Raw genomic sequence first — 24,953 nt, 5'->3', positions numbered from 1 at the left:
TCTTAAGTTTTTAAGTACTTTTACCTTCTATTAGTCTATAATTAAATATGTGATTTTATAAAAATAGGTAATACTGAATGATTAAAAATTTAAGAAATATTGCAATTATTGCACATGTTGACCATGGTAAAACAACCCTAGTTGATAAATTATTACAACAATCTGGAACACTTAAAACACGTGGGCCGGAAGTTGAAAGAGTTATGGACTCAAATGATATTGAAAAAGAAAGGTGAATCACAATCTTAGCTAAAAACACTGCTCTTAAGTGGAATGATTATAGAATAAACATCGTAGATACCCCAGGCCATGCTGACTTTAGTGGTGAAGTTGAGCGTGTACTTTCAATGGTAGACTCTGTATTACTATTAGTTGATGCCGTTGATGGACCTATGCCTCAAACTAGATTTGTAACTGAAAAAGCTTTTGCAAAAGGTCTAAAGCCTATAGTTGTAATTAATAAAATTGATAGAGATGGTGCACGCCCTGATTGGGTTGTTGATCAAGTTTTTGATTTATTTGATAGATTAGGTGCAACTGATGAGCAATTAGATTTCCCTGTTATATATACTTCTGCAATTAATAGTTGGGCAACTAATGATATTAATCAAAAAAAAGATGATATGACTGACCTTTTCAAAGCTATAGTTGAAAATATTGAGTATCCTAATGTTGATTGAGCATGGTCCATTCCAAATGCAAATATCTTCACTAGATTATTCAAACTTCACTGGAACTATCGGTATTGGCCGTATCCAGAGAGGTAGAATCAAGACAAATACTCCTGTAACAATTGTAAATGCTGCAGGTGAGAAAAGAAGTGGACGTGTGCTACAAATACTAGGTTACCTTGGACTTGAGCGTAAAGAAGTACCAGAAGCTAGTGCTGGTGATATAGTTTGCGTAACAGGTATGGAAGGTCTAAAAATTTCTGATACATTATGTAATCCAGAGCATGTTGAAGCCCTGCCTGCACTTTCTGTAGATGAGCCAACTATCAGTATGACATTCCAAGTTAATAACTCGCCTTTTGCTGGTAAAGAAGGTAAGTTTGTAACATCACGACAAATCAAAGAAAGACTCGAAAAAGAACTTATTCACAATATTGCTCTAAGAGTTGAGCAGCTAGATGATCCTGATAAATTCAAAGTTTCTGGTCGTGGTGAATTACATTTATCAATCTTACTTGAGAATATGCGTCGTGAAGGCTTTGAAATTGCAGTATCGCGCCCACAAGTAATTTTCAAAGATATCAATGGTGAAAAGCATGAGCCATATGAACAAGCTATTATAGATATTGATGAAGAGCATCAAGGTACTGTAATGGGAAAAATGGGCTTACGCCAAAGCGAGCTTAAAAATATGGAGCCAGATGGTAAAGGTCGTGTCAAACTTGAATTTATAATTCCTTCACGTGGTTTGATAGGTTTCTATACAGAATTCCTAACTATTACATCAGGTTCAGGTATTTTAAATAAAGTATTTGACCACTATGGCCCGATGAAAAAACAAACTCTTGAAGCTCGTCAAAATGGTACTTTAGTTTCGATGGTATCTGGTAAGGCTTTAGCTTTTGCTCTATTTAACCTACAAGAGCGTGGCAGAATGTTTATCGGCCATGGTACTGATGTTTATGAAGGTATGATTATCGGGATTCATAACAGAGACAATGATCTTATCGTAAACCCTTGTAAAGGTAAGCAACTTACTAACATCCGTGCTTCTGGTAAAGATGAAGCTGTAACTCTAGTACCACCAATTAAGCTTACTCTTGAGTATGCTTTAGAATTTATCGTAGATGACGAACTTGTTGAAATTACACCAAAATCCATTAGATTAAGAAAAAAACACCTAAAAGAATCAGACCGTAAAAAAGCTTCTCGTGGTACTCTTTAACCATCATTAATTTGAGATTATTTTTATATTTACCACAAAATTAACCTTCAGCTATCTAAAAAACTAAAGACTCCTAATAATTAAAAGATTAGAAAATAAAATAGCTTTAGTTACAGGCGCTGTTAGAGGAATAGGTAGAGCAACAGCAGAATTTTATTTGCTAATGAGAATGCTATAGTTATTTTTTCTGATATCAACGATAGTTTAAGTAGTAGTTTTGTCAAAAGTATTGTATACAAAAGTATTGAATACAAGCATTTAGATGTCAGTAATGAGGATAATTGGATAGAATTTTATAAATATATTAAAGCTAAATTTGGTAAATTAAATATCTTAGTTTAATACAGGAATTACAGGTTTTATAGAAAGTGCTGGTCCACATAATCCTAAAGACTTAGATGTGACTTCTTAGCAGAAAGTACATTCTGTGAATTATAATGGAGTAGTCTTAGGATGTAAATATGCTATTAAACTTATAAAAGAAAAAGGTGTAAGTATAGTTAATATTTCTTCACGATCTGGACTTGTAGGAATATCTCAAGCTGTAGCATATGCTTTAAGTAAAGCTTCTGTAAGAAACCATACAAAATCGGTTGCTTTATTATTACACTAATATGAGATATAGTATTCGCCGTAATTCAATTCATCCTGGAGCTATCTTGACACGAATGTGAGATGAAATACTATCTAAAGACGAAAATCACAAACAAGCAGCAATAAGAGCAATTATTAATTATATTCCTCTAAAAGTCATGGGATAAGCTCAAGATGTAGCTTATGCAGCATTATATTTGGCAGCAGATGAATCAAAATATGTTACAAGTTGAGTTAAATGTCGATGGGGAAATTCTTGCTGATAGCTCAGCAGCTCCAAAAAAAGTGTAATAACTACTTATAAATAGTATACTATATTTAAATATGTAAACATTAAAATTCAAATTTTAATATATAATAATGAATAATGTAAAAAGTTGATTTTAGTGCTGTTGCAACACTATATCAAAAAGCTAGACCTAGTATTCCTGTTGAGATTATAAGATTTCTAAAAGAAAAAATGACCTCCAATGGAAAAGCTTGGAATTGTGGTACTGTAATGGTCAAACAGCAATCAAATTAGCTGAATTTATCAATGAGATTCATGCTACTGATATTAGCAATGCACAACTAGCTAAAGCTTTAAAACGTAATAGTATAAAATACTTTAAAATAGATGAGACTAATAGTATGTTTGCGGATCAAAGTGTAGATCTAATAACAGTTTCCACAAGCTGCTCACTGGTTTGATATGACTAAATTTAAAAAAGAATGCTTACGCATAATTAAACCTAATGGAATTGTAGCTATTTGGGCATACCACCATAACATTACTATCAACGCAAAGGTTGAAGTTATTTACCAAGAGTTTTATAGAATTATTCGTCCGTACTTCCCACAAGAACATAGTGATAACTTTTACAAAGATATCAATATTAATCTACCCAAGTTAGATGCTCCAGATTTTAAACAAACTAAACAAATGAATTTCGATAGTTTTATCGAATATCTCAAATCTTTTTCTGCTTATGCTAAATACCTCAAAAGTCACAGAAAATGCTCTATAATTGAACTAGGATTTTATGATAAGTTTAAAGAATCAGGGAAAATAGTACAAAATTATATACTGTTATTTGGCCAATTATATTTAAATGTCATATCAAAAATTAAAAGACAGACAATATAAAGTAATACCCAACAGCTAAAGCCCCACTCTACGTGAATCTGCTACACCATAGACATATTGCCCATCAGAGATTACTGATTCAGCTATTCCCATCGCAGCATAAGGTACAGCATTATTACCCATTTCTTTAAGTAGATTTATTGTATCTACAGATATACCCTGCTCTACACCTAACTCATCTGGCCATAATTGACTATAAACATGAGAGTTATTAACACAGCTGCTTGAAGATTCATATTAAAATCAATGATATTTAAAATCACTTGCAAAGTTGTTATAATAATATGGTTGCTACCAGGATGAACCTGTAGCTAAGAAAGGATTACCATCTTTATCTAAATACTATCGTTGGAGTCATTGAACTTAGCAGTCTTTTGTTTGGTGTAACTGTATTTGCTTCACCTTGAACTAAACCAAAGACATTTGCCATGCCAACTTTAGCAGCGAAATCATCCATTTCATTATTTAACAAAATTCCACTACCTGGTAGTAATTTAGCGTATAAGTGTTTGAAACCATATTGTCATCTTTATCGACAAATTTACCATATTTTTGTTGCGCATCAATTAAGCCTGCAACCGTACCGAGACACCTGAAGCATTGTATGAACTAGAGACTTTACTATAGTCAACATCACCTTTACCATTTAGGAACATATCACTAAAAGATTTTGCTGGAGTTTTTTCTCGATAATTAATCGCAACAACTTTATGCTATTTTTTAGGTAAATTAACATAAATTCACCACCAAGATTACCTGCTCTTGGTAAGAGTGACAGCTAATAGCTAAAGCAAGATCAACAGCATTACTACCTTGTTTAAGAATTTCAAGACCTACTTTACTTGCTAGAGCTTCTTGAGATGCAACTATACCATGCTTTTGCACAACTGGTTGGGCAATCTACATTTCTTCTTGAATGGGGATAAAATCATAACCAGTTAGTAATGGTGCAGCAATTAAAGTTAAACTTGGTAAAAGTATTAACAATGACATTAAATTTACTAAATAGTTTTTCCATTAATAACCTCAGTGTGATTTTTGAACATAATAAGTATTGCTTGATTATTCTGTTGTGTTGAATCTAATGCTGGATCTTTTGCTTAAGGACTTTTGCCATACCGTAATCATAATTTTGTATATAAGCATTACGCAAAGCTGCACATGGATCAATAGAAACTTCTTCTAAATTTTAATATGCTGGTAAATATGAAACCCCTTGGTTTATAAATATAAGCCATAAACACTATAGTTAACCACATACGCAGTAAATGTGCCTACTCCCTGGAGCTAAAAATAAATATGTAAGTGGATTAAACAGCGCATTAACACTATCACTAATCCCTCTATAGTTACAGGACCAAAAATTGGTCAGATTATATACGGCAATACATAGCCCTTTTTATATAATTCCCATTTATGTAATGTCACAGCAAAATCTTGGTAGTACCTCATTGATAGATTAAACCAACTATTTGCAACATTAAAGAAGTCTACAACTCCAAGTGTAGCGTTAGCTAATAAACACATGCTATTATCACCTGCATAACCCCACTCACCTTGGAATAGATCATTTGCCACTCTACTAGGCTCAAACAAATTCTGAAAAATATTAAATATACCTGTCTGAACTGCATCAGGAACAACAAAATTATAGGCTTTTACAACAGGTGTAAAAAAACTATATAACTTGTTATTCCAATAGAAAACTTTTCTATTATATTTCTCATAAGGATCACTGTCATTTATGGGTGTTTCCCATTTAATCCCACAACTAGACCATCCCATTCTAAATAGTTACTAACTTTTACTCTTAACTTCATAGTTTTATGATTTAGCTTAAAAAAATTTAGTATTATAGCCAATAATTGTGATGTATAAATAAGCTTAGTAATAATTTTATAAAAACTTTATACCCTTTTTAAAGCCGCGAATCCAAAAACGCTCTAAAGATAAAGCTTCTAATAATTTATCACAACATGGTGGTGTTTGATTAGTTATTTGTGCAGTTATAATCTTGGCTGCTAACAATGATGAACATAAACCTTTTGAACCAAAACCTGAAGATACATATAGGCCTTGTTGATATTCAATCTTTGGCATTTTTGCTTTTAGATAGCCTTTTAATAATGGCTTATAAAAGTCTTGTTCAAACTTAGTATAATCAACTAGTTTACCAACTAGTGGTAAATGATCTGATGTCACACATCTTGTAGCTACTCTTGAATCAACTATATTTATACTTGCTATACTGCTATTACCTAGCATTTCTTTTATTTGAGTTATATTAAAGTTATTATCCTCTTCTCTGATATCTGTATTAGTATCACTATTATCACGAAAGGTTACACCGATAACTTGTAAATTTTGCTTATAGTTTGGAATTATATAACCCTTATCCATAATAGTTTTTGTGATATCAAAACTTTTTTTGATAACTGTTAGTTGACCTTGTGATGGATATACTGGGATTTTTTGGAGTTGAGTTATTTGCTTAAATAGTTGGTATCCACCTGCAAAAATTACAATATCAAAATCTTGGTTAAAATTATCAAATTCTAATTGCCAATTTCCTTTTTGATTTGTACTAATTACCATTAGCTTGGTCTGTAAATTTAATTTCACATTTGCTAATTTAAGCCATAGTTGACAAATACTTTTAGGTACTAATGCTAAAGCATTTGGATAATAAACAGCACTTTTTGAAGTAGTTGTATTTATAAGTTGAGAAACTTGTGTAGCTGATAGTAATTTAGCCACATTTGAATCTATATTTCTATTTGTGAAAATTTTTTGATATCTGTGTTGCTCTTTTAGATCACTTAAAAGTTGTATTACTCCTTGATTGTAAATTTCTATGTAATTTCTGTACTCATTTATAAAATCTATTAATAAGCTATAACCAAGAGTATAAAATTGATCAGAAAAGTTATTATCAGAAGTTAAATATGGTGCTAATATACCAGCAAAATTACCTGATGCTTCATGAGCTACTTCACAACTCCTATCAAATATAGTTATATCAAAGCTAATTGTTTTACTTAATTCATACGCCAATGAACATTCAGCAAGCCCAGCACCGATAATAGCTATTTTTTTATTTATCATGCTCCAAAAAGTCTAATACCTTCTTTTTTACGCTTTTGTTCAGCTCTTAGCATGCGTGCCTGCTTAGGATCTATAGTTAGATTTCTATAAATTTCTATCCTATCTCTATCTTTTAGCTGATAATCTAAATCTACTAGCTGGCTATATATACCAACTTTTAAATTCTCGATATCCTCTAACTCTGGGTATTTATGTGATATTTTAGATAATTTGAGAGCTTGTCTGACAGTTATAGCTTCGTCAACTTCAACAAAAAAAGACTTTTGCTCATTAGCTAAAGCGTAGATAACTTCTATTTTCACTATTTATAAACCTCTTCTGCACGCTTACAAAAAGCGCCTAACATCTTATCTGCTAAACCACGAAAAACTGGTCCAAGCGCCATTTCGACAAATTTATTTTCAAAGCTGAATTCCATATCTAATGAAACTTTACATGAGTTTTCACCTTGTGGCTCAAACTTCCAATCACCAGTTAAGCTTTTAAATGGTCCGTTCATTAAGTTTAGATGAATATGCTCATTTTTGACCATTGTATTATGAGTCGCAAAATCAAGTCTGACAAATCCAGACTTTATTTTTAATGATGCTACTGCTTCTATTTCAGTCTGCTCAAAGATTTCAATATCATAACACATTGGTAAAAATTTAGGGTAGCTTCTAATATCATTTACAAGCTCATACATTTGTGCAGCACTATAATTTACAACTGCAGATTTATTAACCTTATTCATTTATTTAATCTTTTGTGATTTGCTGATAATATATAATCCTTACATTGTATATTTTTTTACAAAAAATAATAAAGTTATGAGTAAACATAAAGCTTCTCCAACGACTATTGCTAAAAATAAAAAAGCCTGGCATGATTATACTATTTTAGAGAAATTTGAAGCTGGAATAGTTCTACAAGGCTGGGAAGTAAAAAGTATTCGCGCTGGTAAAGTACAAATGGTTGATAGTCATGTGCATATTAAGCATGGTGAAGCGTGGCTTCTTAATTGTATAATTACGCCATTACTATCCGTCTCAACGCATGTGGTCGCAGATGCTGCAACAACGCGTAAGCTACTTCTTAATCGCTGTGAGATTGATAAAATCATGGGTAGAATTGAGCAAAAAGGTTTTACATGTGTACCTCTTGCTATGTATTGGAAAGGTCCGCGAGTAAAAGTAGAAATAGCATTAGTTCAAGGTAAAAAAGTTAATGATAAGCGCCAAGTACAAAAAGACAAAGATTGGGCACGTGAAAAAGACAGGTTATTTAAAAAGGCTTATAAATAAATGACGAAGACTGAGAAAAAACTGCGCCATTATATCACCAAAGCTATTGCAGACTACAAGCTTCTTGATAAAGGTGATAAAGTTATGCTTTGCCTATTTGGTAGTAAAGATTCTTTTGGACTTCTAAAAGTCTTACATAGTTTTATTGAAGATAAAACTTACGATATTGATCTTCATGTATATACTCTAGATCAGTCTCAACCAGGTTGGGATGGTAGCCAACTTAGAAAATACCTTGATAATTTAGGTGTATCTTATGAAATCGAGACAAAAAACACTTATGGAGTGGTTATTGATAAAGTTCCAGAGGGTAAAACCTATTGTTCACTATGTTCTAGACTTCATCGTGGTAATATCTACAGATATGCAAAAGAGCATAAAATGGATAAAATAATTCTTGGGCACCATCGTGATGATTTAATTCAATCATTACTAATATCAATACTCTACCAAGGTCAGATTAAATCTATGCCACCTAAATTTATTACTCAAGATAGTGAAAATACTGTCATTCGCCCAATGGTTTTAGTACAAGAACGCGACCTAATAGAATTTGCTAAAGAAGAGAATTTCCCAATAATTCCATGTAACCTATGTGGTTCGCAAGAAAATCTCAAAAGAAAGAAAGTCAAAAAACTTATTCAAGATTTGGTACATGAGAATCCAAAAGTACCAAGTAATATTCTAAACTCTCTTTCAAATGTATTACCTAGTCATTTGATGGATAAGAGTTTGTTTGATATAGATGCTAATAAATAGCTACTCTTCCAACTCAATCACTCTAGTTTCAGGCATTCTTGTAATAATCACTACAATCATTATTGAAGCTATAATAGTATACAATGCTGGTGCCATATGACCAAAATATACAATCAAAATACTTAAAACTAATGGTACAGTTCCGCCTAATAGTGTATTACTAACATTATAACCAGTTGCAACACCACTAAATCTAAGATGTGTCGGAAATAGCTCATTAATAGTAACTACAAATGTTGCTGTTGCCGATGATATAAGCAGCATTAATAATGACATTACCATACCAATCACAAAACACAATCTCCACCCATAACTATGCATTTGAGATTCTGATAAAAAGCTTGAAAATATAAATACTACCACTATACCTAAAAATACTCCAAAGCCAGAGCATGATTAATAATAAATAAGTAATGATTAAGTTAATCTTTTTTAAATTCATCAATAAATTTTTGTGCTGCAGCAATTCTCTCTTTGCATAGCTGATAGCTTTTTGAAGCTTGCTCAAGCATAGGTGCTAACTCATCTAGTAATGCTGGATTATCTTGCTGCTCTTGTAGTTTCTCATTTATATCTGCTAATATATCATAGTTTTTTGCGAATTTTTTACTTTGTGTTGCCATTATTTTTCACCTCTACTTGTACTTGACCATCTGTATAGACTATTTCTAAATTCAGGTATTTTTGTGCTTGCTTTTGGCTAATAACATACTTACCATCTTGTGTTTTAGTTATACTAAATCCTCTTCTCAAAGTAGGCTCAATAGATACCGATAATATCTGCTTATATAAGTAAGCACTTGCTTGATTGTAATATTTTATAACATTTTTAGCGATACTTATTGAGTAATTATATGACTCCTCAAGATTGTTATGAGATTTTTTTATAAGGTTTTGCGAATTAGAAATTACATTATCATATTGCATATCTATAGATTTGCCATATAATTTTACCAATCCTCTGGTTATAGATATAGCTGATTTGTAATTATTCTCAATATTTTGGTTAGCTTGATATAAATAATATTCAATTTTAGTTTTAAAATTATGATATAAACTATCTAATTGGAGTTTATTTTGTCTTACTAAACTACTCGTAATCTTGAGTATAGCTGCATAATTATACTTGGCATTTTTAGCATTAGTTATAATTGTATTTGTGATGAAATTTATGACTTTAGATGGTGTATCAAACCTTTTAGTACATATCTCATCTAAAACTGTAGAATCGCGCTCATGCCCTATGCCAACCATCACTGGTATTTTACTGTTACAAATACTTTCAGCAGGTACGATATTGTTAAACCAATCAAGATCAGCTTGAGAACCTCCACCACGGATAAGTACAATCGCATCATAACTATCAGCCTGATGCTGTATTTTAGCAAAAGCTTCAGAGACATTTTTTGCACATTCTACACCTTGCATTTTTGCCTCATAAATATCAAACTTGCATAGTCCTAAATATTGAAGTTTATCAGCTTCTTCAAAAAAATCGCCCTTTCCTGCTGCTGTTATACTTGTAATCACAGCAATACTTGTAAAATCATAAGGGATAGCTAGAGACTTATTTTTTTCTAGTATGCTTTTTTTAGCTAATTTCTCAATAATTTCTATTTTGCGAGCTTGTCTATCACCAAGTGTAAAAGCTGGATCAATATCGACAATATTTAGACTCAATCCAAAACTGATATGGTAGCTTACTATAACTTTCATTAAGACTTTCATATCAGAACTAAGTTTTTCTCCAGTTGCTAAGCCAAACTTGTTATGAATGTAATCAGCTTTATTTGCCCAACAATTACACCTAATTTTAGCAATAGGATATTTACTTATACCATCATGCTCAATAAGTTCACCATAATAGTGTTTTCCAGACTTACGCCATTCAGACAATTCCGCAACTATCCAGAAACCTTCATAGCCAAAGCTCATTTCTATAGTACTTTTTATAAGTTCAAGAAATTCACTTAATTTTAGTGATTGTTGCATCGTAGTGTCTACTAAATATATTATCTAGTAATTTTCACATTCAATCAGTTAATATACAAGATTTATTAGCTAATATGCTCACTGGGGTTAAGTATTATGTTAGCCTTATCTCATCTTTTGAATAAGAAAGCTAAAATACTTGGATTTAAGTTAACATCAGTACCATCACATTATTTTGCTTATTCACAATCACACATAAGTAATATTGTAAATAACAAAAGTCGCCTACGCCCTATCAAATCACCAACGATACCAAGAATAGTTCCTGCAAAAGGTCTTACCAGATCCGCGATTGAAAATATTAAAACAGTCAAAAATGCCTTATAGTTGGATTATCTATTTCTGCAAAAAATGTTGCTGAAATTTCTTTTGAAAAATCATGTATAAAACAAAATCATAAAACTCAAAGATTGTACCAACCCCAGTAAGTAATATAACATTTTTATTATCTCTATCGTACATCTCTATCACTAATGTTGTTAATTGACATTTAGCAAATCATATATGGTTTTATTTTTGTTTAGAAGAAATGTTTACAAAAGAGTTTTTTTAATATCTATCTAAGCTGACTATCTCAAGATGTTGCATCTGTGTTTGAAGAAACATCTCACCAACTGATCTAAAATTCAAAGGAATATCAGTTACGTAAAATCTATATTGCGGATTACAGTTAGCTTTATTTAAAAGCTTATTCTCAAAGAGTAACAAATAAAGCATTTTACTAGCTTGCAATGATGGATCTATAAGTTTCACACCTAAAATTTTTGCAATACTCTCTTTGATAATTGGATAATGCGTACAACCTAAAATTAAAGCTTGTATATTCTTATCATAAAAATAACTAAGATACTCTTTAGCTACTAGTTCTACTATCTGACCACTAAAAAAGCCTTCTTCTATCATTGAGACAAATAAACCACAAGGATTACTATAGACTTCAATATTAGGATTCTTCTTGTGTATCTGTAAAGCATAGGCATTACTATTGATAGTTGCTGGTGTGGCAATTACACCAATTGTATTTAGATTATCTACCAAGCTTACCCCAGCAGTTATTACATCTATTATGGGTATAGTTTTAGTAATCTCTTGGACAATATCTTTAGCAATAGCTGAAATAGTATTGCAAGCAATAATTATTGCTTTGACTTCTTGCTCAATCAAAAATTTTGCTGTTTGTGCTGCAAACTTTTGAATTGTAGCTCGCGATTTTGTTCCATAAGGTATCCTAGCTATATCACCAAAATAGATAATATTCTCATTTGGTAATATGTTCATAAGGTTTTTAACGACAGTCAAACCACCAATACCTGAATCAAAAACGCCTATAGGTCTATTATTAAGCATTATTTTTTCTCAAGTTTTCTAATAATTTTTCGGCGTGAACGAGTAGACATCTTCTCAAGATATTCTTCTTTTGCCTTAATAAAAGGTATTAAATTCTCTAAAGAAAGAACTGCTTGGTTAGCATCATCAGCAATGAAATTTTCACTTAATTGTGCATCTGCATTTGCAAAAATAACTATCGTAACTACAGGTACACCTTTGATATAAATCTTTTGATTGTAAAGGAATGTCTGTAAAACTTTTTTCTGTGCAAAAGTCTGTCTGATAGGATTTTTAATTGTCTTAGCATAAACCTTATTATTCTGTGAGGTCTTAGATACGTTCCATCGCTCAGCCATATTTTCAACTTCAATATAACCACGGTTATTTTTAACTTCGATAATATATATACCTTTGCGTGATATTGCGATAAAATCAATCTCTCTATTACCTACTGTTGATTTTTCATCAGGTAAAACAACTCTATTGAATAATACAAAGTTGTTATCAAGCTTTTTTAACTCATCAAGTACAGTAGTCTCACCCTCTGCACCAGAAATAATTATATCTACAAGATTGTCATCTTTTGTTATTAAGAAAAAAAATACAAATAATACAAATGCTAGAGTAATACCAATCTCTAGCGACTGAGTCACAAATTCAACATTCCCTAAATATAAATCAACTCCTACTATCAAACCACAGAGTATGATAGAGGCATACAAGCTTTTTCTCGCTCTAATCAGGTAGTTTCGCAACCGTGCCCAAGTAAAGCGCAAAAAAAGTCTATCCTTTTTTAGTCTACTTTCTATTGCCATGATTAATAATACTTCTTTTTAAAAAATCTAACAAAAATCACAAGTTAATAAACTTCTGCTTTATTTCAGCTATCTTGTCTCTAATAGTTGTAGCTTTTTCAAATTCAAGCTCTTTTGCATAAGCTCGCATACGCTTTTCAAGAGTTTTGATAACCTTTGAAGCCTCAGTCATACCTAGTATAGCCGAAACATCTACATCATCAACCTTTAAGCGCAAATTATTTTTATAAGCACGTTTTTGCATCTCTGGAGAACTATCAAGCATATCATCAATATTCTTAATAATAGTTTTTGGAGTTATATTGTGCTTTTGGTTATATTCATCTTGGAGTTTACGCCGGCGTAATGTCTCATCCATGGCTTTTTGCATTGACTTTGTAACAATATCTGCATATAGGATAGCTCTACCATTTTGGTTTCTTGCCACACGACCAACAGTTTGAATAAGAGATTTTTCCGAACGTAAAAAACCTTCTTTATCAGCATCAAATATTAGTAGTAGACCCACTTCTGGCATATCAAGACCTTCTCGAAGAAGGTTAATCCCCACTAGTACATCAAACACCCCATGACGAAGATCATGAATTATCTGTACCCTTTCAACAGTATCGATATCTGAGTGTAAATATCTGACATTAACTCCATGTTCAGATAAATATTCAGCGAGATTTTCTGCCATTTTCTTAGTAAGTGTAGTTATTAGCACTCGCTCATCTTTAGCAATAGCATTATTAATCTCAGACAAAGCATCTTCAACTTGTATCGCGACCTGACGGACAAAAACTTCTGGATCTAATAATCCCGTTGGACGAATTACTTGCTCAACTGTATTTTGAGATTTTTCTAATTCATAAGTTGCTGGCGTTGCTGATACATAAATTGTCTGTGGGAGTAGTTTCTCAAACTCATTAAATTTCAGTGGGCGGTTATCCAATGCTGATGGAAGCCTAAAGCCATAATTTACAAGGTTAGCCTTACGTGAGAGATCACCTTTATACATTCCTCTAAACTGTGGTAATGTCACATGTGACTCGTCAACTATCACTAAAGCATTCTCTGGAAGATAATCAATCAAAGTAGGTGGTGGATCACCTGTAGCTCTTCCAGAAAGCAATCTTGAGTAATTCTCTATCCCAGTACAGTATCCAAGTTCTTGAATCATCTCAATATCATATTTTGTGCGTTGTTCAATCCTTTGCGCTTCAAGAAGTTTCTCCTCTTGTTCAAAATATTTAACTCTTTCTTTGAGCTCTTTTTTGATTTCCTCTATTACTATTTCTTTACGTTCTTTTGATGCAACATAGTGAGTACCTGGGAAAATTGTAGCCCGATGCAGTGATTTGATTTTCTTTAATGTTAGTGAATCAATTATGCTTATTGCCTCTATCTCATCATCAAAAAACTCTACACGAATAGCATCTTTCTCAGAGTCTGATGGGAAAATATCTAAAACTTCTCCGCGCACACGAAAGCTTCCACGACTAAAATCTATATCATTACGCGAATATTGCATCTCAACAAGTTTAGCTTGAGCTTTCTTGAGTCCTAAATCTTCACCAACCTTAATATGTAACAACATTTGCATATATTGCTCTGGATCACCTAGACTATATATTGCTGAGACAGTAGCAACTATTATCACATCATTACGCTCAAGTATTGCCTTAGTTGCTGATAAACGCATTTGTTCAATATGCTCATTTACAGATGAGTCTTTTTCTATGTAAGTATCTGATGCGGCTACATAAGCTTCTGGTTGATAGTAATCATAATATGAAACGAAATATTCAACGGCATTATCTGGAAAATATTGCTTAAACTCAGAATATAACTGTGCTGCTAAGGTTTTATTATGTGCAAGTATCAAACATGGTTTTTGTGTTTGTTGGATGACATTTGCCATAGTATAAGTTTTACCAGAGCCGGTTACACCAAGTAAAACTTGATGCTGTAAGCCATTATTTATACCCTCAACAAGACTTTGTATTGCCTGTGGCTGATCACCTGCTGGAGCATATTTTGTTACTAGTTTAAATTTGTTCATCTTAAAAAAGATACTCCTCTAACTCATGTAGCAATGCTTGTTGCTCTTCAGTCAAATCATGATTTGCTCTTAGCTCTTGGATTTCTTGGTAAATTTCTTCTAGAGTTTTACGGGTTTTACCTTTATGATCAATCAAAAGCTCATCTGCATTGAGGCTGACAATTTTGCTAAGATAGTCTTGAAACTCCATTTGTGCTTTTGCTGGTAATTTTGAGAAGTCTAATCTACCAATTATACGCACAGCTCTGTCATAATAAGATTTTGGTAATTGATTAAGCATTTGTGCTTTTTGCGTGATAGGTAAGCTATGAAATTTATCACAACCTCTCTCGTCAGCCATATTCATAAAACCACTTTGATAAATACTTACATCAATATCAATGTTTTCAATTTCTGGATATTGATACTCTAATACATACTCGACAAAATTAGCAAAAATCTCTGGATTACCTTGGATAAATTCTTTATTTGCTTTTATCAAATCTAGCCTATCCTGTGGCAACTTACCTACAAAACGAGTTTTAGCTGGTAAAATGAGAGGGATATCGCCCCACTTTTTGTTTAAAGTTAGGCGCCAGTGCTCTGCTTCTAAACTACCAAATTTTTGTATAAATTCACTAAAAAGATAGTTATCTAAACACAAAAATATTTCTTGGTTTTTATAGTGTCGATGTTGCCCTAAGTCTAATATTGCCGAGATAAAATTATTCTTCGAGCCAAATATACCGCTGATTGCAATAGCTTGTTTATATTTATGATCACTAACATCTAGACCAATATCAAGTTGTGCTAAGGTATTTTCATCATTTTGCTTATTAAATTTTGCTAGTAAAAATTGCCAAATCTTTGGATTTGCAACTCTTAGCTTTTTAGCTAACTCTACAGTGACAATCACATCTGTAATAGCATTATGCGCTCTACCACCGCTATAGAGATTATTAATTTCATTTAAATTTTCCAGTTTAAGAGAAGTTTTTTCTTGACCCTCCTCATCAACAATTTTAGGCCAATTTAGTACTTGAGTACAGAATAAGTAATAACAAGTAACTATCGGAAACAAATCAACTCTAAAACAACCATTTTTAAATTGATGATTGTATGGTGGTAACATATTTTTATAAAATGCAAATCTTAAAAACTCATCATCAAAACCAAGAGTGTTATAACCTATACTTATAGTTCCTGGTATATTGATAATTTTATGAATTTTTCGGATTGCTTGATATTCTGATATCCCAGTATTTGCTTGAGCAATAGAAATATGATGAGTGATTGTTGCCATAGGTGATGGTGTTGTATCAGGATTTAGTTTTACAAAAAAATTAAATCTCTCAATCTCATTAAAATCTAAATCAGTTCTAATCGCAGCAAATTGTAAAACCTGATCAAAAGAATTATTTATGCCACTAGTCTCTAAATCATAAAATAAGAAAGTCTGATTACTAAACATCTAAAATACGAATTTTTATTTCATTTAAATTATTAGTTTAGAATTTTAACATACCTTTAAGTTGATTAATAATTTAGAATGGTATAGCTTATTTGTAAAATAATTTAGACTGTTGATTTAATACTAAAAGTTGATTGAAATAGTCGAAATAATTTTTTTCGGATTTTCTAAACATAAGATTTTGACTCTACTCAAGTTTTTATGTATTAGTTAATTCTTCTAAAGAAGAACCCATAGATTTTTTCCAGCTTTGATAATCTTCTTTTATTTTTCAGAAGTAGTATGACTTAGAACCTCGGTTTCAACAACACCTGGGCAGATTGTCATAATTCTTACATTATCATCTGCGACCTCTTCACGTACATTCTCACTTATGGAAGAAACTGCAAATTTTGTTCCAACATACGCAGCATGGTTGGCAAGTGACTTTTTACCAGCGATTGAACTTATATTGATAATTGTCCCAGTTTTTCTAGATCTCATATCAGTTAGTACTGCTTGTATGCCATTAAGCAATGGCTAATACATTTACATCATACTTTTTTCCACTCAGTTGGATCTTAAGTATCAATTTTAACAAGTAGGATTAGCCCTTACTTACTAGACAATCTACAGATCCATATTGCGCCTCTGCTTCTTTTATTGCATTTCCTAAAGTTGTGCATCTATCACATCAAACTTACGAATCAGTGTATTTGGTAGATTTAATTCTTCAATTTTTTCTACTCTTTATACCAATTAGCAAAAGTGAATGTCCAGCTTCAGAAAAACGTTTTGCAATAATTACACCAATTCCTGAACTTGCTCCGTAATTACAACTAATGATTTATGCATTTTACTTCTCCTATATTTTTTTATTTTACTGTGTTTTATCATTATAAATTCTATAGGATATTATTAGACTGATAAATACTAATAATAAAACATTGTATATATAATAATGAACAATATCCACTGGCGTGGTATCTACTCATTTATCCATGTAGCAGAACAACAAAGCTTTACTAAGGCTGTAGATAACTAAGCATTGCAAAATCAAATCTTAGTCAAAATATCAAAAATCTTGAAAATCATTTTAAAGTACAGCTACTTTATTAGAAGCAACAGGCATGTCGTCAGGCTAACAGAAATAGGACAAGAGTATTATCAAAAATGCAAAAAAGCTCTCAAAGATTTAGTTATTGCTACCGAACTTACTAGCCAAGAAAGTAATCACCTTAATGGAATTATAAAAGTAAATAGCATTGGTGGAATACTTGGTGAAGAAGTAATAGCTCCAATATTGCTGAGCTTTCACAGACAAAACCCTAAAGTTAATATTTATTTAGATTTTTCTAGTCACAGAGTGAATTTTTTGGATAGTGATTACGACTTAGTAATACGCATGGGTAACCTTGCTGATTCTAACCTTATAGTTTCATCTTTACGTACTGTTGCTACCAAATATGCTGCTAGTCGTGATTTTATTCAAAAGCACGGACAAAAACTAATCCCAGGCTCGAAGATCCTACCACTAATTTATGGCAGTGTCAAACAATGCTCATTAGTTTTGACTAAGGATAGATATATTCTTCATATTCATAATAATAGTATTCATGTCACCAGTGGCAGAGTTATGAAACAAGCGTATTAGCAGGGTTAGGAATTGCTCGACTTGTAGATATTTATGTAGAGTCTAATATCAAAAATGGAAATTTAATCGAAGTCTTGCTAGATTATGCTGAAACTACCAAATTATCTATTATTTCACTACTGGTGAAACATCAACTTAAGAAAATAAACTCATTGATAAAATACCTAAAACAACATTTTAACCAATTATATCTAGAAATGCTTTCATACAAAAAATAGTTCAGTTTAAAAATTTACCTACCTAATATATATTGGTAAAGAATCTTATCATAACGAATTGTTATTTTTTTAAAATTTCTTCTAACTTGTTGCTTAGTATGATCAATTAACTCTTTATGATAAATCATCTTTATGTTTTTTTGCCGGATAAATAAGGTTCTATATGTTTTTAGATTGAATTAGCAACTCATCAATCAAGACAATTATATTTTATATTCATAATATTTTTTTATCGTTGGAAACTGACATTTGGCATTTAAAAGTGTTTCATTAAGCTTAATAGTTTGTTCAATCAATGAAATAAGCCTGCGGTTTTTGACAATTTTATCAACATCATCTACGAGTTTTTCTAGCTCGCCATATAAACTATACATTTCCTTATTAAAGAGAATTCTGTATTTCTGCCCTCGAGTTAGAAAAGTAATTAAGACAATACAAATAGTACCGATAGCTATACAAGTAATCCGTACTAAAAAAACTCTTTGTCTCAACCGATAAATAAACCAAAAAACATCACCAAATAAATATGAATTAAGAAAACACTAGCTACATAAATTAACAAATAATGTATAGATATATAATGCTAAAGCCATACCGCACAATATTGCTTGCTACTATAGTGAAGTTATCAGGTGTACTTTTTTGTACTAACATTAATATTACTGAGCCTGTGGATGTTTCTAGGAGCGAAAATATTATAATCGCTTTTACTCGAGTATATACAACACTAGTACTGGTACTAGCTACAACACTTACTACAGCTATAACAACCCAATATATTCTATCACTAAAGTCACTATCACCACTATAACTAAAGATGAGTAACAAATAACTAATCCTAATGTCGAAGCGATCAAAACCCTATAAGCTAGTAGTGTCGTATCAGATAGTTTATCTATAGTTCTATCTTTAAAAAAAGATCATAATATGCCTCTTTAATATTCTTTAAACTAATAAACATATCATCTAGTAGCAATATACAATCGAAAAGCAACTTTCTTTTTTGTTTATCAGACTGATATTTTTGGATATAACCAATTTCTAATTTATACTTCAAATGTTCAATATCATCACTTTTTTCTTAAATAATTCTGCTTTCTTTTGGACATATAACATCAAGAATAATGTTTCTTTAAAGACTCTTTCTAAATCTTGTGAAAGCTCTTTAATTTCATGATTGTCTTCAAAACCCAAAAGTACATAATTTGAGCTTAGTCTTTTATAACTTAAGATAAACTTTGGTGTTAATCTATTAAAGACTATAAAGTTATGAGTTAAATATCTCCAGCTCTCTTGAGTATTCTTGCGTAAAAACATCAAGCCATGATTTTTTAATGAATTTATATTCTGATACTTTAGATTACTCACGCTTACTATATCTGTTTGTGTAAATTTTCCACTCTTTGCTTTATCAAAAGTATTTAGATAATTTCTTATATATAAGCACATAAACTCATGAACTATTTTTTTGATATCTTCGGACTTCATAATCTTATAGTTTCTGATAATCAAAATGTAAAAAGCTAAGCCTATAAGTATTGCAGTAAATGTAAAACTTAGATGATTATATTCTGCTAATGTAAATCTAATAAAACATATACATGTTAACTACTACCATTATCGGAAATATTGTAAAAGCCTCACCAAATCTTCTAATCCAAAACGCAACAAAAACCACAAATACAATAAAGTATAAAATCTTTTTCAAAGATATTATGTACATAGGCTGAAAGATTAATAACAACTATTGCCGAAATTAAATACATCACAAACACTATACGCTTAGCTTGTATACTCCCGAGTAAAATATTCCCACTTAGATTAGCGATAAATAAAATAGACACACTAATCAAATTCTTATTGATATTAAAAAATGAAGTTATCGCTAAAAAATAGAAAAGTATAACTACACATTTTACAGCACCATCCTGAAAAATCAGCATTGGATCTTGATCAATGTATTTTGAATAAACTTCATTTAAACTAAGCACAAAAAAACTAAATTAAGGTATTTAAAGCGTAGCCTAAATCATATTGTAAAACTTAGATAATTAATATCATTTCAGTAGTTATTTTTTAGAATAAAATGTAGTAAAATTTATATGCTAGAAATTACATATTACAGTTATCTTATTATGATTTATGATTTCACTTATGATGTTATAGTTATTGGTGGTGGTCACGCAGGTGTTGAGGCTGCTTCAGCTTCAGCTCGTATCGGCGCGAAGACACTGCTACTAACTCACAATATTGACACTATTGGGCAAATGTCATGTAATCCGGCTATCGGAGGCATAGGCAAAGGTCACCTAGTCAAAGAGATAGACGCTATGGGTGGTATTATGGCAAAAGCTATTGACATGTCTGGTATCCAATTCAGAATACTCAACTCACGTAAAGGCCCTGCTGTACGTGCTACAAGAGCACAAGCAGATAGGGTATTGTACAAAAAAGCTATAAATTCTCTTATCAACAATCAAGAAAATCTTGATATTTTTCAAGATTCTGTTGATGATTTGGTTGTTGAAAACAATACCGTTTGTGGTACTGTTACAAAAACAGGAATTACATTTAGGGCCAAAAAGGTAGTGCTTACTGTTGGTACATTTTTAGGTGGTAAGATACATATTGGTAAAGTCTCTAATCCTGGTGGCAGAGCAGGAGATCAACCATCAAATGCACTAGCTGCACGCCTTAGATCGTTACCATTTAGAGTGGATAGACTTAAAACTGGCACGCCGCCACGTATAGATAGACGCTCAGTAGATTTTAATGTTATGGAAGTACAGCATGGTGATAACCCTACTCCTTATTTCTCATTTTTCTCAAAAGGTAAGATAGAGCATCCTCAACAAATACCTTGTTATATCACTTACACTAATTACGAAACACACAAAATTATTACTGATAACCTTGATAAATCAGCTATGTACAGTGGCTTAATAGAAGGTATTGGTCCACGCTATTGTCCTTCTATCGAGGACAAAATGGTTAGATTTGCTGACAAAGAAAGACATCAAATATTTGTTGAACCAGAGGGTTTAAATAGTATCGAGCTGTATCCAAATGGTTTATCAACCAGCTTACCTTTTGAGGTTCAATGTAACTATATTCAATCAATTAAAAGTTTTGAGAAAGCTTTTATAATACGCCCAGGTTATGCGATTGAATATGATTTCTTTGATCCAAGAGATCTAAAGCCAACATTAGAAACAAAACATATCAAAAATCTCTATTTTGCTGGACAAATTAATGGTACTACTGGCTATGAAGAAGCCGGTGCTCAAGGTTTAGTAGCTGGTATTAATGCCGCTATTAGCTTAGATAGTGACAAATCATGGTACCCAACTCGTGCAAACAGTTATATTGGAGTGTTAATTGATGATCTGATTACTAAAGGTACAAAAGAACCATATAGAATGTTTACCTCTCGTGCAGAATATAGACTGATTCTACGTGAAGATAATGCTGATTTACGTCTTTCTGATAAAGCTTGTGAACTCGGGCTTTTAAATAAAGAAGATCAACAACACTTCATCAATAAGAAAAATGCTATTAATGAAAATATAGCAATGATGAAAAACACTTGGATAGGTCCACAAACACAGAAAGCTCGTGATTTAGAGAAATTCTTAGATAAAAAAATGACACGTGAAAGTACTTTATTTGACTTACTCAAAAGACCAGAAATAGATTACAGCAAATTACAACAAATATCTGAGCTAAATCTAAACTTAAAAGATGAGGCTGTAATAGAACAAATAGAAATCTCAGCAAAATACTCTGGCTACATAGAACGTCAACATAAAGATATTGCAAAATCAGCAACCCTTGAGCAAAAAGTTATCCCTACAGATTTTAATTACACTCAAGTTAAAGGGCTATCTAATGAAGTTCTACAGAAACTGACTGAACAAAAGCCTACGACATTAGGAGAGGCATCACGTATCCCAGGTATAACTCCTGCAGCTATATCATTATTGACTATATATATGAAAAAACTGGTTTTATAAAATAGGAAAAGATATGAAAAGAGATTACTCCAAAATAATTATATTAGCATGCTTAGTTACTATGCTTTTTTCCTGTGCTACCAGACAGAAATAGTATAGATCAACAAAAAAGCATGGATTGGCAAAAATATTGATGCTTATATGCAAGAATTTAGTATGTCACAAAATGTAATCCAAGTATCTATAGACCCAAATATTGAAACATGTGTTTATATTCTCGTAAGGCTGTTAATCCAAACACTTCAGTCTATGCCGGTAACCCCTATGAATAGTCTTATAATAGCAAATAGAAGCCCACGCTTTGGCCAATTTGGTGCACTAATGTATATAATTTTGGTATCGATAGATAAAAATACTAAGATTATTAAAAATATAACTTTCTGCAGTAATTACTGCGTAACTAAACTAAATAGGGAACCACAATGAACATCAAACAAACTTCAACACCTCTAGTTACAGGTCTTATTTCTGCCTCAATTTGTTTTAGCTTTAGCTTCTTTACAAATGTTTTTAAATACAATGGGCTTGAATTCTTTTATGCTTACATAGTTTTTCTTATATTGCTGTGTTATCCAATGAATATAGCTGCAATATATTTTCAAAAAGCTTTCCCTGATTTAAACTCACACAGCAAGCTAGTAAATAAAATTACCGGAAGCTCTAAGTTTAGGCCCATCAGTGTTTTATTAACTGGTTGTATAATAATTTTAGTAGCTTTGATAATGTTTGACATGGCAACTTATGTTTTAGATTTTTTTGACAACATCTCAGCTATTGATCGCTTAAACGATGAGAGTCTCAAATTTAATAACAACCTACCTATATATGTCTCACTACTTGTAGTATTTATTGTAATCCTTTTAATGTTTATTTTAGCTAATAAAAGAAAGCTAAATTTAAATGAAACTCTAAAAACTACAGCCCATATATCTTTGTATTTAGTTACTATTTTAATGCTAATAGTAATATATTCACCGCAAGGAATATTAGGTATTAAAGACTTTCTTTTAGACTTAAATTACCAAAAGATTAGTCAATTGCGTCAAATGTTTGCTTTAGCACTAATATATGCAATCTTAAGTAACTTTATATCAATAGCATTCTATAAAAATATAATAAATATCGGCGATGATAATTATAGTAAGCTTAAAACTAGTGCTTTTAAGAGTATTTTTTATAATATAATTTTCTCATTTATCATTTGCGTTACTATATATGCTATTTTAGGTAATTATAGAAGCTATTTACAATCGACCGAAGGCTTACAAATCACGACTTTTTTCAAAATCGTTAAACTCAATTCGCCGATGTATTATTTACTTCTTGAAGTAATATTTACAACTCTTAATTTAGTTGTTTTTATTGCTGCATTAAAATATATCTTCGAAATTGGTTCTAAACTTTATACAAAGCTCCTAGTTTTACTTATACCATTTGTTATGACTATTACATTTATAGAATCTGGTATAGCTAATATAGACTTCTCTAAAATGTTTGGACTACATTTAGTGATTATTTTTATATTTTTATTTGATGTATTGATAGTTGGTTGGATTTATGATGCTCAAAAACTTAGTTATGAAATACTCAAAAATACAAACACTCGACTTTCACCTCTGTTTAATATTATGCTGAGAATAATGATACCTTTTATCTGCATTATTGTTACAATTGGTTATATATTCTTACCAATACCTATATAATACGGCAATTTATCGCTGCTTTGGCATGTATGATTATCTATATTGTCAAGGTAAGTATTTTTTAGCAATATATTTAACAAGAGAAAGTTTTAAAATGTTTTTTAATAAAAAAAATAACCAAGACAAGTTAAAAAAGCTTGCAGTCATTGAAGCTACTAAAAGTATTACCTCAGAAATCACACTAGGTGTAGGTACTGGAAGTACAGTAGCATTTTTAATAGAAGAGCTTGTAAACTATAGAAATAAAATTAAAACTGTAGTATCAAGTTCAGAAGATTCTACTCGTAAACTTAAAGCACTAGGTTTTGATGTAATTGACCTTAACTACGCTGGGGAAATTGATTTATATATTGATAGTGCTGATGAGTGTAATAATCACAAAGAACTTATCAAAGGTGGTGGTGGTGCTCTAACACGTGAAAAAATTTGTGGCGCTGCAGCTAAGAAGTTTATCTGTATCATTGATGAGTCAAAAAAAGTTAATACTCTAGGTAACTTCCCTCTTCCTATAGAAGTTATACCTATGGCACGAAGCTATGTTGCGCGTCAAATAGTAAAGCTTGGTGGTCAACCAGTATATAGAGAACAAACAATCACAGATAATGGTAATGTTATCTTAGATGTTTACAATCTAAAAATTGATAACCCTCTAAAATTAGAAACTGAACTAAATCAAATTACAGGTGTTGTAACAAATGGTATTTTTGCTCTTAAGCCAGCTGATATAGTAATTATGGCAAAGAAAAATGGTGAGATTGAAAGATTTTAAGTAAAATACTTACTTTCAGTAACCTATAAAACCTTATCTACTTCTTTCTATTACCATACCACATCAACAATACAATATAATAAAATTAAATCCAAAATGAAAAGCTCCAAACCTTATCCATATAGGCCAAGTTGTAGGAATAAAATAACAGAATATCACCATAACCGATGCTAAAAATAGAGTCCTACTAACAATGCTTGATGTATCATCACTATTACCTTTAA

16 protein-coding genes and 11 pseudogenes are annotated in these 24,953 nt (G+C 31.4%); 11 read left to right on the top strand and 16 right to left on the bottom strand.

Annotated features, from left to right (window positions below):
* The first annotated feature begins 77 nt into the window (after positions 1 to 77).
* The 4 genes and pseudogenes from typA (at position 78) to C9379_RS00750 (ending at position 3,616) form a co-directional block, all read left to right on the top strand.
* Positions 78 to 1,896, top strand: a pseudogene (typA, locus tag C9379_RS00765) (translational GTPase TypA).
* A gap of 427 nt (positions 1,897 to 2,323) precedes the next feature.
* Positions 2,324 to 2,509 carry an SDR family NAD(P)-dependent oxidoreductase gene (locus C9379_RS00760; protein ID WP_318263393.1) on the top strand — a complete coding sequence of 62 codons (186 nt, stop codon included), beginning with the start codon at positions 2,324 to 2,326 and terminating at the stop codon, positions 2,507 to 2,509.
* A gap of 467 nt (positions 2,510 to 2,976) precedes the next feature.
* Entirely contained in the window at positions 2,977 to 3,180 is a 204-nt protein-coding gene (locus C9379_RS00755; RefSeq protein WP_318263394.1) for a methyltransferase domain-containing protein, read from the top strand.
* Between the two features lies 1 nt (position 3,181).
* Positions 3,182 to 3,616 (top strand): hypothetical protein, encoded by a 435-nt coding sequence (locus C9379_RS00750; protein WP_343377492.1) that lies wholly within the window; start codon positions 3,182 to 3,184, stop codon positions 3,614 to 3,616.
* On the opposite strand, the pseudogene C9379_RS00745 reads toward C9379_RS00750, so the two are convergent.
* From C9379_RS00745 to C9379_RS00725, 5 genes and pseudogenes are all read right to left on the bottom strand, one after another.
* Positions 3,597 to 4,609: pseudogene (locus C9379_RS00745) on the bottom strand (gamma-glutamyltransferase). The gene C9379_RS00750 and the pseudogene C9379_RS00745 overlap by 20 nt on opposite strands.
* 56 nt (positions 4,610 to 4,665) lie before the next feature.
* Positions 4,666 to 5,401 (bottom strand): annotated as a pseudogene (locus C9379_RS00740) (MlaA family lipoprotein); the annotation flags it as partial.
* A gap of 111 nt (positions 5,402 to 5,512) precedes the next feature.
* On the bottom strand, positions 5,513 to 6,718 hold the full coding sequence (gene mnmC1 / locus C9379_RS00735; RefSeq protein ID WP_143385193.1) for an FAD-dependent 5-carboxymethylaminomethyl-2-thiouridine(34) oxidoreductase MnmC1: 1,206 nt from the start codon (positions 6,716 to 6,718) through the stop codon (positions 5,513 to 5,515).
* Positions 6,718 to 7,023, bottom strand: a complete 306-nt coding sequence (locus C9379_RS00730; RefSeq protein WP_143385109.1) for an RnfH family protein — start codon at positions 7,021 to 7,023, stop codon at positions 6,718 to 6,720. Before C9379_RS00730 ends, mnmC1 begins: the two co-directional genes overlap by 1 nt.
* Positions 7,023 to 7,454 (bottom strand): type II toxin-antitoxin system RatA family toxin, encoded by a 432-nt coding sequence (locus tag C9379_RS00725; RefSeq protein ID WP_143385110.1) that lies wholly within the window; start codon positions 7,452 to 7,454, stop codon positions 7,023 to 7,025. The genes C9379_RS00730 and C9379_RS00725 overlap by 1 nt, the downstream gene beginning before the upstream one ends.
* Positions 7,455 to 7,530: 76 nt before the next feature.
* Here C9379_RS00725 and smpB point away from each other — a divergent pair, with 76 nt between their 5' ends.
* On the top strand, positions 7,531 to 8,004 hold the full coding sequence (gene smpB, locus C9379_RS00720) for an SsrA-binding protein SmpB (RefSeq protein WP_143385111.1): 474 nt from the start codon (positions 7,531 to 7,533) through the stop codon (positions 8,002 to 8,004).
* The gene (ttcA, locus tag C9379_RS00715) at positions 8,005 to 8,763 is read left to right on the top strand and encodes a tRNA 2-thiocytidine(32) synthetase TtcA (protein ID WP_143385112.1); all 759 of its coding nucleotides are present in this window, start codon (positions 8,005 to 8,007) and stop codon (positions 8,761 to 8,763) included. It abuts the gene before it with no gap.
* On the opposite strand, the gene C9379_RS00710 is transcribed toward ttcA, so the two are convergent.
* The 9 genes and pseudogenes from C9379_RS00710 to C9379_RS00670 form a co-directional block, all read right to left on the bottom strand.
* A complete protein-coding gene (locus C9379_RS00710; protein ID WP_318263396.1) occupies positions 8,764 to 9,084 on the bottom strand; it encodes an MFS transporter in 321 nt (106 codons plus the stop codon).
* Positions 9,085 to 9,185: 101 nt separating this feature from the next.
* A complete protein-coding gene (gene xseB / locus C9379_RS00705; protein WP_143385113.1) occupies positions 9,186 to 9,386 on the bottom strand; it encodes an exodeoxyribonuclease VII small subunit in 201 nt (66 codons plus the stop codon).
* Positions 9,370 to 10,755, bottom strand: a complete 1,386-nt coding sequence (gene xseA, locus C9379_RS00700) for an exodeoxyribonuclease VII large subunit (RefSeq protein ID WP_143385114.1) — start codon at positions 10,753 to 10,755, stop codon at positions 9,370 to 9,372. The genes xseB and xseA overlap by 17 nt, the downstream gene beginning before the upstream one ends.
* A gap of 185 nt (positions 10,756 to 10,940) precedes the next feature.
* Positions 10,941 to 11,217: pseudogene (locus C9379_RS00695) on the bottom strand (MFS transporter); the annotation flags it as partial.
* Between the two features lie 87 nt (positions 11,218 to 11,304).
* Positions 11,305 to 12,102 (bottom strand): glutamate racemase, encoded by a 798-nt coding sequence (gene murI / locus C9379_RS00690; protein ID WP_143385115.1) that lies wholly within the window; start codon positions 12,100 to 12,102, stop codon positions 11,305 to 11,307.
* Positions 12,102 to 12,899 carry a nuclease-related domain-containing protein gene (locus C9379_RS00685; protein ID WP_143385116.1) on the bottom strand — a complete coding sequence of 266 codons (798 nt, stop codon included), beginning with the start codon at positions 12,897 to 12,899 and terminating at the stop codon, positions 12,102 to 12,104. The genes murI and C9379_RS00685 overlap by 1 nt, the downstream gene beginning before the upstream one ends.
* A 37-nt stretch (positions 12,900 to 12,936) precedes the next feature.
* Positions 12,937 to 14,943, bottom strand: a complete 2,007-nt coding sequence (gene uvrB, locus C9379_RS00680; protein ID WP_143385117.1) for an excinuclease ABC subunit UvrB — start codon at positions 14,941 to 14,943, stop codon at positions 12,937 to 12,939.
* Position 14,944: 1 nt separating this feature from the next.
* Entirely contained in the window at positions 14,945 to 16,393 is a 1,449-nt protein-coding gene (locus C9379_RS00675) for an exodeoxyribonuclease I (RefSeq protein WP_143385118.1), read from the bottom strand.
* Between the two features lie 220 nt (positions 16,394 to 16,613).
* A pseudogene (locus C9379_RS00670) lies at positions 16,614 to 17,227 on the bottom strand (SDR family oxidoreductase); the annotation flags it as partial.
* A 106-nt stretch (positions 17,228 to 17,333) separates the two neighbouring features.
* Between C9379_RS00670 and C9379_RS00665 the strand changes: the two are divergent.
* Positions 17,334 to 18,244 (top strand): annotated as a pseudogene (locus C9379_RS00665) (LysR family transcriptional regulator).
* Between the two features lie 14 nt (positions 18,245 to 18,258).
* Here the strand turns inward: C9379_RS00665 and C9379_RS00660 are convergent.
* A pseudogene (locus C9379_RS00660) lies at positions 18,259 to 19,143 on the bottom strand (FUSC family protein).
* Positions 19,140 to 20,235: pseudogene (locus C9379_RS00655) on the bottom strand (hypothetical protein). The pseudogenes C9379_RS00660 and C9379_RS00655 overlap by 4 nt, the downstream one beginning before the upstream one ends.
* Before the next feature lie 144 nt (positions 20,236 to 20,379).
* On the opposite strand from C9379_RS00655, the pseudogene mnmG reads away from it, so the two are divergent.
* The 4 genes and pseudogenes from mnmG (at position 20,380) to rpiA (ending at position 24,729) form a co-directional block, all read left to right on the top strand.
* Positions 20,380 to 22,262, top strand: a pseudogene (mnmG, locus tag C9379_RS00650) (tRNA uridine-5-carboxymethylaminomethyl(34) synthesis enzyme MnmG).
* Between the two features lie 8 nt (positions 22,263 to 22,270).
* Positions 22,271 to 22,683, top strand: a pseudogene (locus C9379_RS00645) (hypothetical protein).
* Positions 22,680 to 24,053 (top strand): annotated as a pseudogene (locus C9379_RS00640) (SLC5/6 family protein). Before C9379_RS00645 ends, C9379_RS00640 begins: the two co-directional pseudogenes overlap by 4 nt.
* Before the next feature lies 1 nt (position 24,054).
* Positions 24,055 to 24,729, top strand: a complete 675-nt coding sequence (gene rpiA, locus C9379_RS00635; RefSeq protein WP_143385119.1) for a ribose-5-phosphate isomerase RpiA — start codon at positions 24,055 to 24,057, stop codon at positions 24,727 to 24,729.
* The last annotated feature ends 224 nt before the right edge of the window (positions 24,730 to 24,953 follow it).

Source organism: Francisella-like endosymbiont (genome assembly GCF_003069505.1).
In the GTDB taxonomy this organism is placed as follows: domain Bacteria; phylum Pseudomonadota; class Gammaproteobacteria; order Francisellales; family Francisellaceae; genus Francisella.
Note: the sequence above shows the minus strand (reverse complement) of the source record. Positions and strands in the feature narration are given on the sequence as shown.